Consider the following 14,585-nt stretch of genomic DNA (forward strand, 5'->3'; position numbering starts at 1 on the left):
CCGCGAAGGTTGGCGTGCAGGTGGCCTTCGAGGATTTCCAGGAACACCGCGCCCAAGTTGGCCCGGGGGTTGCGCCGCAGCTTCTGTCGGGTCAGGTGCAGCACCGGCCGCAGCACCATGCGCGCCCGTACCAGCTCGGCGATATCGAGCAGCGCATCCACCAGGGCGAAGGCGTTGGCCACAACCGGCACCGAAGCTTCGAGGTGATAACGCACCGATTGCAGGTCGAGCAGACCGCAGCTGATGTCCTGAAGCCACTGGTCGACGGCGGCGGCAGCGGCACCGAGGTCTTCGCGCAGCAGGGTTTCCAGCGGGGCGATGGCGATCTGGACCTCGCGCTCGGACAGCGCGGACCCGGGGGAACCTTAGGGCATTTGGCAGGCCTTCCTGGTCGGGAAATCCGAGAAGGCCAAAGGGTATGAGTGGGGTTACCTGACTAGGTGCCAGGCAAATTCGACCCGTACTGTAGGAAAGATCGACTTGCACCCATCAGTGCGTGTGTATCAATCTCGGCGGTCGCGCGCGTCTGCCACTGACGTGACTGGCCAAAAACAAACGTAGGAGCGAGCCTTGCTCGCGATGCGCCGCGCGGGCGGCGCTCGATCTCCTAGGCGCAGAAACCTCATCCTGGTGCCCGTAGCCCCCCCTGAATCCCAGTCAACCCCCACCCATGTCACGCAACAGCTTCTGCTTCCAAACCGCCTGCTCCCCTGCTACCCCCTCCACCAGGTAGCTATAACGCCCAGCCACCCGCGCCGCCACCGGCACGCCATCGCGATAAAGTAGACGGTTACCCGCGACCGCGGGCACTTTCACCCCAGGAAGCAACGTCCCGATCAGGTTCAGCGGGTCGCTGGCGCTGATGACGATCAGCGACCCATCCAGTGCTCTACGCCTTACCTGGCGCAGCAAACCGATCGCTTCCGGCAAGGCGAATTGCTCACCCGCCAGCCCGGCAATGAAGCGTCCCCCCCGAATCTCCCCTCGCGCCTCCAGCCGGTGATAGCAACGCAGCAGTTCACGCCAGGGCGGCAGCACATCGCTTTCCCGCTCCAGCAGCCGCCAGCAGATCACCCCATAGCGGCGCAGCAGCGCGCGGGCGACGTGTTCTGTACGCTGGCCTTCGTCCACCGGGCCACTGCCTCTGCGCAGCAACGCCCAACGTCCGGCATGGGCCATGCTGCTGGATAGCGGTGAGTGGCCGCGGCGGCTGTTGCGCGATGCGCGTTTCGCCGCCGGAGTGATAAGGCTGCGCAACCCGGTGAAGCTGTCGGCGCTTACCAGTCCGGCTCCCACCAGCTCCTGCAAGGCAGCTTCCAGCTCGCTGGGCAGCAGATGGGCCTCCACGACCAGTTCGTCGAAGAACAGTGCACCCTGCGCGCGCAGCGCCTCCAAGACCCGTTGCGCCCGCCCGCCCAGTGCTTGCGCTGCAGGCTCGGGGGCCAAGCTGCGCCACAGGTTCATGTGCTCGCGTGGCAGCAGGACCAATGGCGTACTGGACAAGGTGTTGCTCGCCGTTGTCGTGGCCAGTCGGCTCCAGGCGAACTGCCCGCTGCGACAGGCATCGTCGAGCCAGTGCGGGCTGTAATCCTTGATCCGTGCAGGTAGCAGCTCTGCTTCCCATGCCCCGGCAGCGCTGGGGAAACCTTGCAGTTGGGCCAGCACATGGGCCACGGCCTGCGGGCCGCGCAGGCGTTCATCCGCTGCCAGGTGCTGCCAGTCGAACAGAAAACGCATGAAGTCCTGCAAACTGACCGGCTCGATCTCCCGACGCAGGCGTTTGACCGTGTAACGATGGATGCGCGCAAGCAGGTGCCGCTCACACCACTGCGGTTCGTCCACCCCAGGAGTGAAGTGGCCGCGCAATACGTAGCCCTCTCTTTCCAGGCGGGCTAGCGCCTGCTCGACGTCAACAGGGCGCTGGCCCAGCGGCGCGGCGATCTGGGCCACGGTCTGAGGCCCGTAGCCACTCAGGCGGGCACGTAGCAGCTCGCTCAATGCGTTGTCCGGGTCGATGCCCTGGTCGAAGCCCGGCAGCACGTCCAGCGCCGGCTCCAGGGGGGATGCCGGATAGAGCGCCCGCAACAGGCTCAGGCGCTCACGCGCCAGCCAGAGTTTCGCTGCGGTCAGGCGCATGGCTCGTCCGGCCTTGGCGAGCTGGCGCAGCAGCAAATCCCAGCTGGGGTTGGCCTGGACCTCTTCCTGGCCGATGGCGCCCAGGCTCATCAAGGCTTCATGCATCTCGTCGGCATTGCCCGGTCGTGGCCATGCCTCGTCCTGTACGCTGACGATCGCATCGGCGTCCAGCGCGCCGAGGTCATCGCGGCTGTTCACCGCGTTCCAGCGCCGGTTGAGCACCGCCTGGGTGCGCCGCTCTTCCAGCGGGGCATCGTCGAGGAAGGCATACGGCCTGGCATTGAGAATCGCCGAGGCCAGCGGCGAGGGGGTCGGCAGGTCACGGCTGAGCAAGCGTACCTCGCCGCTTTCGATGCGTCGCAGCAAGGCCAACCAACCTTCGCTGTCCATGGCCTCATGCAGGCAATCGTCGAGGGTTTGCTCTACCAGCGGGTGATCGGGTATCTGCCGCTCGCCGACGATGTTCTCCAGGCAAGCGATCTGGTCGGGAAACACCGAGGCAATCAGGTCTTCACTTTTCATCCGCTGGATCTGAGGGGCTACTTTGCGGCCGCCGACAAAGCGCGGCAGGGCCAGGGCCACCGATGCTGTCCAGCGCCAGCGCACGCCGAATAAAGGGGCATCGAGCAAAGCCTGGACCAGCATGTGTTCGGCGCTGCGGCTGGACAGGTAACGCCATACGTCGTCGAGCTCGAAGCTGTGGCTGGTGGACAGCGACAGCACGATAGCGTCTTCGCTGGCCGCTGCCTGCAACTCGAAATTGAAGGTGCGGCAGAAACGCTTGCGCAGGGCCAGGCCCCAGGCGCGGTTGATCCGGCTCCCGTAAGGCGCGTGGATGATCAATTGGGTGCCGCCCGACTCGTCGAAGAAACGCTCCATCACCAGGGTCTGCTGCGAAGGCAGGGCGCCCAGCACCTGACGGGTACGGCCCAGGTAGTCGAGTAGCTGGCTGGCGCAGGCTTCGTCCAGTTCGAAGGTGGACTGCAGCCATTGCAGCACTGGCGGGAAATCGCCACCACTCATTGCCAGGCGTTCGTCGACCCGGGCTTGCAGGCGGGCAACCGCGGCAGACAACTCATCGCTGCGGCCCGGCGCCTCGCCGAGCCAGAATGGAATGGTCGGTGGCAGGCCATGGGCGTCTTCGACACGTACTCGCCCAGGTTCGACCCGCAGAATGCGGTAAGAGGCATTGCCTAACTGGAAGATGTCGCCAGCGATGCTCTCGACGGCGAAGTCTTCGTTGACGCTACCGATGTTCAGCGCCTGAGGTTCGAGCAGCACCGCATAGTCGGCGGTTTCGGGGATGGTGCCGCCACTGGTCAGCGCGGTGAGCTGGCTGCCCCGGCGCCCGCGCACCGTGCCACTGACCGCGTCGCGGTGCAGATAGGCGCTGCGCACGCCCTGTCGGCCGTTGTAGCCATCGGCGAGCATGCGCAACAGTGCTTGGTAATGGCCCTCGTCGAGTTCGGCGTAGGGCGTGGCTTTGCGCAGCATGTCGAACAGCGCGGACTCCGCCCAGGGCTGGTTGCTCACTTCCGCGACGATCTGCTGGGCGAGTACGTCCAGGGGCGCTTTGGGGACTCGCAGTTCATCCAGGTCTCCCCGGCGCACGCCGTCGAGCAGGGCCACGCACTCGATCAGCTCGTCCCGTGACGTGGGAAACAGCCGCCCCTTGGGCACGCCATCGACCTGGTGCCCGGATCGGCCGACGCGCTGCAGGAAGGCGGCGATCGAGCCGGGTGAGGCGATCTGGCACACCAGATCGACGTCGCCGATGTCGATGCCCAGCTCCAGCGAGGCGGTGGCCACCAGCACTTGCAGATCGCCGGCCTTGAGCCGTTGTTCGGCGGCCAGGCGATACTCCTTGGCCAGGCTACCGTGGTGCGCGGCCACCGCATCGTTGCCCAGGCGCTCGCCGAGGTGACGGGTCAGGCGCTCGGCCAGGCGCCGTGTGTTGACGAAGATCAGCGTGGTGCGGTGTTCGCGGGCCAGTTTGGCGAGACGATCGTAGACCAGGCCCCAGGCATCGGTGGACATCACCGCCTCCAGGGGAACCGGTGGTACCTCCAGTGCCAGGTCACGCTGGCGTACGTGGCCGACATCGACGATCGCACAGGGGCGCCCATGCCCGACCAGAAACTGCGCCACCCGCTCGACCGGTCGCTGGGTCGCCGACAAGCCGATCCGCCGCAGCGGTCGCCCGGCCAGCGCCTCCAGTCGCTCCAACGTCAATGCCAGGTGGCTGCCGCGCTTGTTGTCGGCCAAGGCGTGGATTTCATCGACGATCACCGTGTGCACACTGGCCAGGCCTGCGCGGCCCGAGGCCGAGCCCATCAGAACGTACAGCGACTCGGGTGTAGTCACCAGGATGTGCGGCGCCAGCTTGCGCATGGCGGTGCGTTCTTTCTGCGGGGTATCGCCGGTGCGCACGGCGGTGGTGATACGCGGTGCCTTCAGGCCTTGCTCTTCCAGGACTTTGGCGATGCCTTCGAGCGGTGCCTGCAGGTTCAGCTGGATGTCATTGGACAGGGCCTTGAGTGGCGAGACGTAGACGATCTGGGTGTGAGCGGGCAGCGCGCCATCTCGGTCAAGGCCGTCGCGAAAAAGCTCGTCGAGTACGGCCAGGAAGGCACTCAAGGTCTTGCCCGAGCCGGTCGGTGCGGCGAGCAACATCGACCGTCCGGCATGAATCAGCGGCCAGGCTTGAGCCTGGGCATCGGTGACCGTGGCGAAACGGCGGCGGAACCAGGTGCCGACGGCGGGATGGAACAGCTTGAGCACCGGGTGCTGGTGGGCTGGCAGGTTCATGTGTTGGTTATGGAGGGTTAGCGTCGGGTTGGCAAGGGGCCGTTCGTCGTTGATCTTCTGTAGACTGTAGCGCCCCAATCGTCGGCAAGCTGGCTCCTGCGGGTTTGGCAGGGGCTGGCGATCAGGCCCTCCTATGCATTTATTTTCAGCGAGCCCTTCAATGTCCAACACCATCCGCATCGCCGCCGCCCTGCTGATCGACCCGCAAGGCCGTACCCTGTTGGTACGCAAACGGGGAACCCAGGCCTTCATGCAGCCTGGCGGCAAGATCGACGCGGGCGAGTCGCCGGCCCAAGCCCTGGTGCGCGAGCTGCATGAAGAGCTGGGCCTGCGCGTCGATCCCGACGCCGCTGTGCACCTGGGCCGCTTCAGCGCTCCGGCTGCCAACGAGCCTGGATTCGAAGTGCAGGCCGAACTGTTCCGCGTCGACTGCGCCGAGGCTGTGGCCCCGGCGGCGGAAATCGAAGAAGTGATTTGGCTCTCGGCAGAGGAGGCCACGGCGCTTGACCTGGCTCCGCTGACCCGCGACCTGATCCTGCCGCTGTGGCGCGACGGCCTCAACGCACCGCGCTGACCCCATCGAGGGTGGCGAACGAAGTGTCCTTGGCGGTCAGCAGGAAATCGCGCATGTACGGCGCATCGAGCATGTCGGTGCGCACCGCTGCGTAGAGCGTGGCGAACAGGCCTTTCTCGCCCAGGCGCTTGCCCTTCACATAGCCCCGCGAACTGTATTCGTGCAGCGCCCAGTGGGGCATGCCGCACACCCCACGGCCGCTGGCCACCAACTGCATCATCATGACCGTCAGCTCGGACGTGCGAACAGCCGCCGGCTCGATGTCGGCCGGTTCGAGGAAGCGGGTGAAGATGTCCAGGCGGTCGCGCTCGACCGGGTAGGTGATCAGCGTCTGGTCGATCAAGTCCTGGGGCACGATGTACGGCTTGCTGGCCAGCGGATGCTGGTTGGCCACGGCGAGCATGGCCTCGTAGGTAAACAGCGGTACGTAGGTGATACCGGCCAGGTCCACCGGGTCGGATGTCACCACCAGGTCCAGGTCGCCACGGGCCAGTGCCGGCAAAGGGGCAAAGGCAAAGCCCGAGGCCAGGTCCAGCTCCACCTCCGGCCAAGCGTCGCGGAACTGGTCGATGGTCGGCATCAGCCACTGGAAGCAGCTGTGGCATTCGATGGCCATGTGCAGGCGCCCAGCGGTACCGCCGGCCAGGCGGGCGATATCGCGTTCGGCGCCGCGCAGCAAGGGTAGGGTGGCGTCGGCCAGTTGCAGCAGGCGCAGACCGGCGCTGGTGAAGCGAATGGGTTTGGTCTTGCGCACGAACAGCGGCATGCCCAGGCGCTCCTCCAGTTCCTTGAACTGGTGCGACAGCGCCGATTGGGTCAGGTGGAGGCGTTCGGCGGCCTCCACCAGGCTATCGGCCTCGCGCAGGGCATGAAGGGTTTTCAGGTGGCGGATCTCCAGCACGGCTGACTCCGAGGGTGAAACTGGGTTGAGAAGGGATTCAGTTGAGTTTCCCTCATGTTGCCCCTGGCTGTCGACTGGCCTTTGGTACTGACCGCTCAGCAGGGTTCATCAAACTGTCACCGAACTGTGGCAGCGCGCCCGAACAGATTTCATCAGACTCACGCTCTACTGGGGATATGCATTCTGGTGTTTCTTTCATGCGGGCCTTCTTGTTCTTTTTGTGCTTCGTTTTCAGCGTACCGACTACCTTTGCCACCGGGCGCTGCGATGCCCAGGTACCGGTGCAACGGGCTGAGATCGGTGAGTTGAGCCTGGTGTACCAGAGCGTCGGCGCGCCCAGGGACCCGGCTTTGCTGCTGGTGATGGGCCTAGGTGGGCAGTTGATTCATTGGCCCGACGATGTGGTGCAAGCGTTGTGTCGCCAAGGGTTTCGGGTCATTCGCTACGACAACCGCGATGTTGGCCTGTCGCGCTGGAACCAGTTGCCACCCTCGGCCAACCTGACGGTCGAGTTGCTGCGTTACAAGTTTGGCTTGCCGGTGGCCGCGCCTTACACCCTGACCGACATGGCGCGTGATGGCTTGCGGCTGATGGATACACTGGGGATAGGGGATTTCCATGTGCTGGGGGTGAGCATGGGCGGCATGATCGCCCAGCACATGGCGGCCATGGCGCCAGAGCGGGTTCGTAGCCTGACACTGGTGATGTCCAGCTCCGGTGCCGCAGGCTTGCCGGCACCGAACCCTGCCTTGGTCCAGCTGCTGGCCCGTCGCAGTGCGCCGAACCGGCAAGTGGCCATCGAGCAGCAGGCGGACTTGCTGGCTGCGCTGGGCAGCCCCGAAGTCCAGGATGATCGGGCGGTGTTGTTGCAGCAGGCCGCGGCCGCCTATGACCGGGCGTTCAATCCTGAAGGGGCGAAGCGCCAGATCATGGCGATTCTCGCTGAGCCAAGTCGGGTCGAGTTGCTCAACCAACTGCGGGTGCCAACGCTGGTGGTGCATGGCACCGCCGACCCGCTGTTGCCGGTGATGCATGGTGTGCATCTGGCAGCGCACATTCAGGGCAGCCAGTTACGGCTGATACCGGGGTTGGCGCATCGGTTCCAGGAGCCGTTCAAGGCGCCGTTGCTGGGGGCGGTTCTACCCTACCTGCAGTCGCAACGCGAAGGTGTCACGCACATTGCCGGGCTTTGAACCGCAGGCACGCGGGTTCCCTCAGTGCATCCGCACCCAAACCGTCACCAGCACCGTTGCCGCCATCAACCAGGCCACAGTCGCCAGCGCCAGCGATGCTTCAAGGCGCATCCGGTCTACCAGTACGTACAAGGCCGCCAGGTAGACGAAGTAGGGAATGATCGACCACATTCCGAACAGGATCGTGGTCTTCAGGTCCTCGACACCACGCCCTTTGCCCACGATGTAGTGGGCGATCAGGGCGAAGGTGGGAAACAACGGCACCAGCCCGGCGATGTAGTAGTTGCGGGTCTTTGAAAGAATGGCCAGCAGAACGACGACCCCAGCGCCCAGGGCCGCTTTGAATACCAAGTCCACGTCGTATATCCAGATCAGGTTGAATTCAGCCGAGGCCGTACTTTTTCACTTTGTCGAACAGTGTCGTCTTGGCCATGCCCAGTTCCTGGCTGGCCTGGCTGAGGTTGCCGCCAGTGCGCTGAAGGGCATCGCTGAGCAGGTTGCGCTCGAATGCCTCGACGGCCTCGGAGAACCCCAGGCCCTGGGCGGCGCCACCACTGCTGCTTTTCTTGAACGCTGGCAGGCCCAGCGCATAGCGCTCGGCAACGTTGCGTAGCTCACGCACGTTGCCTGGCCAGTCATGGGCCATCAGGCGCGAGAGGGTCTGGCTGTCGAGCGTGGGGACGTCGCGGTCGAAGCGTAATGCAGACTGCTGCAGGAAGTGTTCGAACAACTGCAGGATGTCTTCGCGACGCTCACGCAGTGGCGGCAGTTCCAGGGTGACCACGTTCAAGCGGTAATACAGGTCGCTGCGGAATTGGCCGCTCTGACCCAGCGCGTCGAGGTCGGACTTGGTCGCGGCGATCACCCGACAGTCTACCGGGATGCTCTGGTTCGAGCCCAGGCGTTCCAGTGTGCGTTCCTGTAGGACACGCAGCAGTTTTATCTGCAGGTTGATCGGCATGCTTTCGACTTCGTCAAGGAACAGCGTGCCGCCATTGGCATGCTCGATCTTGCCGATGCGGCGCTTGCCGGCGCCGGTGAAGGCATTGGCTTCGTGGCCGAAAATCTCGCTTTCGAAGAGGTTTTCCGGAAGGCCGCCGCAGTTCAAGGCAACGAATGGTTGGCCGTGGCGGCGGCTGAAATCGTGCAGGCAACGGGCGACCAGCTCCTTGCCGGTACCGGTCTCGCCTTCGATCAGCACGTTGGCCGAAGTGTCGGCGACATTGGCGATCAGCTCGCGCAGGTGCTCCATGGCCGGTGAACGGCCGATGATGCGTCCCTCCAGGCTACTTTGACTCGCCAACTGGCGGCGCAGGGCCACTACCTCGCGCGACAGGCCGCGTTGCTCCAGGGCCCGGCGTACCACATCGACCAATCGTTCTGGCGAGAAGGGCTTTTCCATGAAGTCGTAGGCACCGTTGCGCATTGCGCCCACCGCCATGTCGATGTCGCCGTGGCCAGTGATCAGCACCACGGGCAGGCTGCGGTCGCGGGCCTTGAGCCGGTTCAGCAATTCCAGGCCGTCGATGCCCGGCAGGCGGATATCGCTGACGACGATGCCAGCGAAGTCATCGCCAATACGTTCCAGTGCTTGTTCGGCACTGCCGACGCCTTCGCAGGCGATATCTTCCAGGGCCAGTGCCTGTTGGCAGCCGAGCAGCACATGCGGGTCGTCTTCGACGATCAGGACAGTGAGAGGTGCTTGGTTCATGGGTGCTCTGCCGATTCGCTAGGGGGCGTGGCCAGGGGCAGGGCCAGCACGAAGGCAGTCCCGCCGCTGGCGGGGTGCTCGACGCTCAGGGTGCCCTTGGCGGCGGCGGCAAGGCTCGCCGACAGGGTCAACCCCAGGCCCAGGCCATGTTCGCCCGGTTTTGTGGTGAAGAAAGGTTCGAACAGGTGCTTGCGTGTTTCGGGGTCAATGCCATGGCCATTATCGCGTACTCGCAGCCGGTACTTGTCGTCCTGCAGTTCGCCTTCCAACCAGAGTTCCGGATGCGGTTGGCTGGCCATGGCATCAAGGGCGTTGCCGATCAGGTTGACCAGAATCTGCTCGAGACGGGTCTGGTCGATGGCCAACTGCTGGTCATCGAACTGGCTGTGCAGTCGCAGCTGGCAGCCGGCGATGCGGTTGCCCAGCACCTGCAGGCAGGCTTCCACGGCCTTGGCCAGCGAAGCCTGGCCGCGGTCGTCGCCACGGCGGGCGAACGAGCGCAGGCTGGCGGTGATGCGGCCCATGCGGTCGATCAGGTCGTTCATGGTACGCAAATTGGTGCTGGCGGTCTCCAGCGCACCGCGTTCGAGGAAGCGCACGGTATTGCCTGACAACGTGCGCAGTGCCGCCAGCGGCTGATTCAGTTCGTGGGCGATGCTGGTCGACATTTGCCCGATGGCCGCCAGCTTGCCGGCCTGGACCAGTTCGTCCTGGGCATGGCGAAGCGTCTGTTCCGCGTGGCGACGTTCGCGGATCTGTCCTTTGAGCCGCTCGTTGCTGGCCCGCAGGTCGGCGGTACGGTCGGCGATGCGCCGCTCAAGCTGGCTGTTGGCCTCTTCCAGGGCTTCACGGGCAGCCAGACGGGTGGCGATCACCTTGCGCCGCTCGTTCCAGGCGATCCCCAGAATCGCCAGCAGGGCGAAAGCCACCGCCACCAGGACGCCTTGCACCATGGACTCACGGCGCAGGTCCTGCAGCGGGGTCAGCAGGGTGAAGTGCCAGGGCGTGTCGACCAGTCGGCGGGTCTGGGCCAGGTAGGCCACTTCGTGGACTTTGCCGTGGGCGGTTTCGCTGTTGGCCGGGAAGGTCAGTTTCTCCACGCCATCGGCCAGTGTTTCGCGGGCCAGGGGTTGCAGCTCGTTAAGCGGCCACCAGTAGTACTGCAGACTGCGCGCCAGGCGCTCCTTGATTTGTGGCGTCAGCGGACGAACCGACTTCAGCCGCCGGGCCGGATCGCTGGACAGGATGATGATGCCGTTCTCATCGCTGACGAAGGCTTCGAGTCGCGCGCGCTGCCAGCGCTCTTCGAGGGTATCCAGGCGCACCTTGATGACGGCCACGCCTATGATCTTGCCGTGCTCTTCCAGGCCATGGGCCAGGTAGTAGCCGGCTTCCCCAGTCGTGCTGCCGATGCCGTAGAAGCGCCCCGGTTCACCGCGCACGGCATCCTGGAAATACGCCCGGAACGACAGGTCTTCGCCGAGGAACGAATCGGCATCGCGCCAGTTGCTGGTAGCCTGCACCCGGCCATTGGTGTCGAGCACGAAGATCGCCCGGCTGCGGCTGCGTCGGTTCAGGCCTTCAAGGTATTCGTTGACGGTCTGACGGTATTCGCCATCCGGGTCGGTGAGCAGCTTCGAGACGCTGTCTTCCAGTTCGAGCAGGCTCGGTAGGTAGGTGTACTTGCTGATTTCGCTCTCTACTGTGCGCGCATGCAGTTCCAGCTGACGCTCGCCATTTTCGCTGAGGCTACGGATGCCGTTGCTCTCGCTGATCAGATAGCCAGCCAGGCCCAGGCCGATCATCAGCAGGATGACCAGGGGTGGCAGCAGCAGTTGGCGGATCAGGCGGGATTTCACGGCAGGCTTGGCAGGGAGAAGAAGCGAAGGATCGCATTTCATCACAGTGGCCTTGTCACGACCAGCACCCGCTGCCCGGAGGCAGCGGTGCAGGCCGGCTTGTTTGGCGCAGGATCAGTGTTGCAGGATCTTGCTGAGGAAGTGCTGAGTCCGTTCGTGGCGGGCGCCTGGGTCGCCGAAGAAGTCTTCCTTCTGGCAGTCCTCGATGATGCTGCCCTTGTCCATGAAGATCACCCGGTTGGCTACCTTGCGAGCGAAGCCCATTTCGTGGGTGACGCACATCATGGTCATGCCTTCGTGAGCCAGTTCGACCATGACGTCGAGCACTTCGTTGACCATTTCAGGGTCCAGTGCCGAGGTCGGTTCGTCGAACAGCATGACGATCGGGTCCATCGACAGCGCACGGGCGATCGCCACACGCTGCTGCTGGCCACCGGACAACTGGCCAGGGTGCTTCTTGGCGTGTGCGCCCAGACCTACTCGGTCGAGCAGCGCCAGGCCTTTCTTGGTGGCTTCGGCTTCGCTGCGGCCAAGCACCTTGCGCTGGGCGATGGTCAGGTTCTCGGTGATGGTCAGATGCGGGAACAGCTCGAAGTGCTGGAACACCATGCCCACCCGCGAGCGCAGTTTCGGCAGGTTGGTTTTCGGGTCGGCGATGGAGGTGCCGTCGACCACGATGTCTCCTTTCTGGAACGGCTCAAGGGCGTTGACGCACTTGATCAGGGTGGATTTGCCCGAGCCCGACGGGCCGCAGACCACCACCACTTCACCTTTCTTGACCTCGGTGCTGCAGTCGGTCAGCACCTGGAAGTCCCCGTACCACTTGTTGACGTTCTTGATGGAAATCATACGGTGATCCTTTTTTGCAGGCGCTTGACCAGCCACGAAGCGGAGAAGCTGATGAGGAAGTACACGACACCGGCGAAGATCAGGAACTCATGGGAGCGCCCGATGATGTCGCCGTTGGAGCGTGCCGAGTTGAGGAAGTCGACCAGACCCACGGTGTACACAAGCGAGGTGTCCTGGAACAGGATGATGCTCTGTTGCAGCAGCAGCGGGGTCATCTTGCGAAACGCCTGGGGCAGGATGATCAGGCGCATGGTCTGGCCATAGGTCATGCCCAATGCTTGCGCGGCGCCCATCTGGCCCTTGGAGATCGACTGCACGCCGGCCCGCACGATCTCGCAGAAATAGGCGGCCTCGAACATCATGAACGCGACCACGCAGGAGGTGAAGGCACCCACCGGGGTGTCCTCGCCGGTGATCCAGCGCAGCACGAACGGTACCGCCAGGTAGAACCAGGTGATCACCAGCAGCAGCGGGATCGAGCGGAAGTAGTTGACGTAGGCGCCAGCCAGGTTCGAGAGCAGCTTGTTCGACGACAGGCGCATCAAGGCCAGGATGGTACCGAGCACGATACCGCCGACCACGCCCATGACCATCAGCTTGAGGGTCATCAGCATGCCTTCCCAGAGGGCAGGCAGGGCCGGGATGATTTCGCTGAAATCCATGTCCATTTACTTGCCTCCCACGGAAATCAGGCCAGGCACCGCGACTTTCTTCTCGACCATGCGCATCAGCAGCATCAAGCCCATGTTCAAGGTGAAGTAGATCAGGGTGGCCAGGGTGAACGCCTCGAACAGGTTGGCGGAAAACTCGGCGGTCTGCTTGGTCTGCGCCAGCAGCTCCATCAGGCCGATCAGCGATGCCACCGACGAGTTCTTGAATACGTTGAGGAACTCGGAGGTGAGCGGCGGAATGATGATCCGGTAAGCCTGGGGCAGCAGCACGTTGTTGTAGATCTGCGGCAGGCTGAAGCCCATGGCGCGAGCGGCGGCCTCCTGGCCACGCGGCAGCGCCTGGATGCCGGTACGTACCTGCTCGCAGACACGCGCGGCGGTGAACAGGCCCAGGCAGATGACCACGCTGATCAGCGCCGAAGTGGTCGGGTTGAGGTCTTGCTTGAACCATTCCTGCAGGCCTTCAGGCAGCAGATCCGGTACCAGGAAGTACCAGATGAACAGCTGCACCAGCAGCGGCACGTTGCGGAACAGCTCCACATAGGCGGTGGCGATGCCGGATACCAGGCGGTTCGGCACGGTACGCATGACGCCGAGCACCGAGCCCAGCAGCAATGCGATGATCCAGGCGGAGATGGCGATGGCGATGGTCCAGCCCAGGCCGGTGATGTACCAGTCCAGATAGGTTTCGCTGCCCACGCCGGTGGACTTGAAGAATACGCCCCAGTCCCAGTTGTAATTCATCGGGATTTCCCCTCAGACGGTTGTTTCACGGGCACCTTCGAGCATCCAAGGGCGTTGAACGCCCTCGGATGAAAGGGTAGACACTTAACGGTGGCCCGCACGGCAAAAGTGCGGCGGGCCACTAACCGGGGATCAGGACTTCTTCTCGTCCGCCGCCTTGTCGGTCGGCTCGGCGATCAGTTTCTTCAGCTCGTCGCTCATCGGGAACTGCAGGTTCAGGCCTTTTGGCGGGATCGGCTGCTGGAACCACTTGTCGTAGCTCTTGTTGACTTCGCCCGACTTGAAGTAAGCCACGATGGCATCGTCGACCGCTTTCTTGAACGCGGCGTCATCCTTGCGCACCATGCAGCCGTAGATTTCGAACGACTGTGGCGTGCCGGTGATGACCCAGTCGGTCGGCTTGCGAGCCTTGGCCATTTCACCGGCCAGCAGAGCGTCGTCCATCATGAAGGCCACGGCGCGGCCGCTTTCGAGCATGTTGAAGGCTTCACCGTGGTCCTTGGCGGAAATCACGTTCATCTTCATCTGCTTGTCGGCGTTCATCGCCTTGAGGAGGCGTTCGGAGGTAGTACCGGCGGTGGTCACCACGTTCTTGCCGGCCAGGTCAGGGAAGTCCTTGTATGCCGGTTGACCGTCCTTGACCTTGGTCAGAAGGCGAGTGCCGACTTCGAAGATGCCCACCGAGAAGCCAACTTGCTGCTGGCGCTCGACGTTGTTGGTGGTGGAGCCGCACTCCAGGTCGACGGTGCCGTTCTGCACCAGCGGGATACGGGTTTGGGAAGTGACGAGGTTGTAGCGGACCTTGATGTCGGTGCCCAGCTGTTTTTTCAGGGCCTCGACGACAGCCAGTTGGATGTCGTGGGAGTAACCCACGGGTTCCGGCTTGCCAGCCAGGTAGGAAAACGGAATCGACGAGTCGCGGTGACCCAGGGTGATGGTGCCCGAGTCCTTGATCTTCTTCAGGGTGCCGGTCAGCTCCTCGGCCATGACAGGCGAAGCGATGACTGCAGCCGCGATGGCGGCGCCCAGCAATTGACGAACGATACGCATCAAATTTTCCTCGACGTGTTTGTTTTTTTTATGGAGCCGTTGGCGGACTCTTCGTTCAACGAATACATCATCAAGTTGGTGTGCATTCG

General features: G+C 63.7%; 12 protein-coding genes. 2 read left to right on the plus strand and 10 right to left on the minus strand.

The annotated features are described in order from the left end of the window. Positions 1–215 (minus strand): hypothetical protein (locus tag H620_RS25770; RefSeq protein WP_155950784.1); only part of this gene is annotated, 215 nt, incomplete at its 3' end. 442 nt (positions 216–657) lie between these two features. After that, on the minus strand, positions 658–4,944 hold the full coding sequence (locus H620_RS0112990) for a DEAD/DEAH box helicase (protein ID WP_027907469.1): 4,287 nt from the start codon (positions 4,942–4,944) through the stop codon (positions 658–660). A gap of 160 nt (positions 4,945–5,104) precedes the next feature. Between H620_RS0112990 and H620_RS0112995 the strand changes: the two genes are divergently transcribed. Next, on the plus strand, positions 5,105–5,518 hold the full coding sequence (locus tag H620_RS0112995; RefSeq protein ID WP_023379001.1) for an NUDIX hydrolase: 414 nt from the start codon (positions 5,105–5,107) through the stop codon (positions 5,516–5,518). On the opposite strand, the gene metR is transcribed toward H620_RS0112995, so the two are convergent. Then, entirely contained in the window at positions 5,502–6,419 is a 918-nt protein-coding gene (gene metR, locus H620_RS0113000; RefSeq protein ID WP_023379002.1) for a transcriptional regulator MetR, read from the minus strand. The two genes, H620_RS0112995 and metR, sit on opposite strands and share 17 nt — an antisense overlap. Positions 6,420–6,616: 197 nt before the next feature. Here metR and H620_RS0113005 point away from each other — a divergent pair, with 197 nt between their 5' ends. Then, positions 6,617–7,612, plus strand: a complete 996-nt coding sequence (locus H620_RS0113005; protein WP_023379003.1) for an alpha/beta fold hydrolase — start codon at positions 6,617–6,619, stop codon at positions 7,610–7,612. A gap of 21 nt (positions 7,613–7,633) precedes the next feature. Here the strand turns inward: H620_RS0113005 and H620_RS0113010 are convergent, their stop codons facing one another. From H620_RS0113010 to H620_RS0113040, 7 genes are all read right to left on the minus strand, one after another. Then, complete coding sequence (locus tag H620_RS0113010; RefSeq protein ID WP_023379004.1) at positions 7,634–7,969, minus strand: GlpM family protein; 336 nt, start codon at positions 7,967–7,969, stop codon at positions 7,634–7,636. A gap of 25 nt (positions 7,970–7,994) precedes the next feature. Next, entirely contained in the window at positions 7,995–9,323 is a 1,329-nt protein-coding gene (aauR, locus tag H620_RS0113015; protein ID WP_023379005.1) for a two-component response regulator AauR, read from the minus strand. Continuing rightward, entirely contained in the window at positions 9,320–11,224 is a 1,905-nt protein-coding gene (gene aauS / locus H620_RS0113020) for a two-component sensor histidine kinase AauS (protein WP_023379006.1), read from the minus strand. The genes aauR and aauS overlap by 4 nt, the downstream gene beginning before the upstream one ends. A 72-nt stretch (positions 11,225–11,296) precedes the next feature. Then, positions 11,297–12,031, minus strand: a complete 735-nt coding sequence (locus H620_RS0113025) for an amino acid ABC transporter ATP-binding protein (RefSeq protein ID WP_023379007.1) — start codon at positions 12,029–12,031, stop codon at positions 11,297–11,299. Then, positions 12,028–12,699: an amino acid ABC transporter permease gene (locus H620_RS0113030; protein ID WP_023379008.1), complete on the minus strand. Its 672-nt coding sequence runs from the start codon at positions 12,697–12,699 to the stop codon at positions 12,028–12,030. Before H620_RS0113030 ends, H620_RS0113025 begins: the two co-directional genes overlap by 4 nt. After that, positions 12,700–13,446, minus strand: a complete 747-nt coding sequence (locus H620_RS0113035; protein WP_023379010.1) for an amino acid ABC transporter permease — start codon at positions 13,444–13,446, stop codon at positions 12,700–12,702. Positions 13,447–13,578: 132 nt separating this feature from the next. Then, on the minus strand, positions 13,579–14,496 hold the full coding sequence (locus H620_RS0113040) for a glutamate/aspartate ABC transporter substrate-binding protein (RefSeq protein WP_023379012.1): 918 nt from the start codon (positions 14,494–14,496) through the stop codon (positions 13,579–13,581). Between the last annotated feature and the right edge of the window lie 89 nt (positions 14,497–14,585).

Origin of the sequence: Pseudomonas taiwanensis DSM 21245 (assembly GCF_000425785.1) — a bacterium.
In the GTDB taxonomy this organism is placed as follows: domain Bacteria; phylum Pseudomonadota; class Gammaproteobacteria; order Pseudomonadales; family Pseudomonadaceae; genus Aquipseudomonas; species Aquipseudomonas taiwanensis.

Excerpts from the sequence above, each read along its gene's own strand:
- H620_RS0113035 (WP_023379010.1), bottom strand. The coding sequence starts at position 13,446 with ATGAATTACAACTGGGACTGGGGCGTATTCTTCAAGTCCACCGGCGTG.
- H620_RS0113040 (WP_023379012.1), bottom strand. The coding sequence starts at position 14,496 with ATGCGTATCGTTCGTCAATTGCTGGGCGCCGCCATCGCGGCTGCAGTC.
- aauR (WP_023379005.1), bottom strand. The coding sequence starts at position 9,323 with ATGAACCAAGCACCTCTCACTGTCCTGATCGTCGAAGACGACCCGCAT.
- H620_RS0113030 (WP_023379008.1), bottom strand. The coding sequence starts at position 12,699 with ATGGACATGGATTTCAGCGAAATCATCCCGGCCCTGCCTGCCCTCTGG.
- H620_RS0112990 (WP_027907469.1), bottom strand. The coding sequence starts at position 4,944 with ATGAACCTGCCAGCCCACCAGCACCCGGTGCTCAAGCTGTTCCATCCC.
- H620_RS0112995 (WP_023379001.1), top strand. The coding sequence starts at position 5,105 with ATGTCCAACACCATCCGCATCGCCGCCGCCCTGCTGATCGACCCGCAA.
- aauS (WP_023379006.1), bottom strand. The coding sequence starts at position 11,224 with ATGAAATGCGATCCTTCGCTTCTTCTCCCTGCCAAGCCTGCCGTGAAA.
- H620_RS0113025 (WP_023379007.1), bottom strand. The coding sequence starts at position 12,031 with ATGATTTCCATCAAGAACGTCAACAAGTGGTACGGGGACTTCCAGGTG.
- H620_RS0113005 (WP_023379003.1), top strand. The coding sequence starts at position 6,617 with ATGCGGGCCTTCTTGTTCTTTTTGTGCTTCGTTTTCAGCGTACCGACT.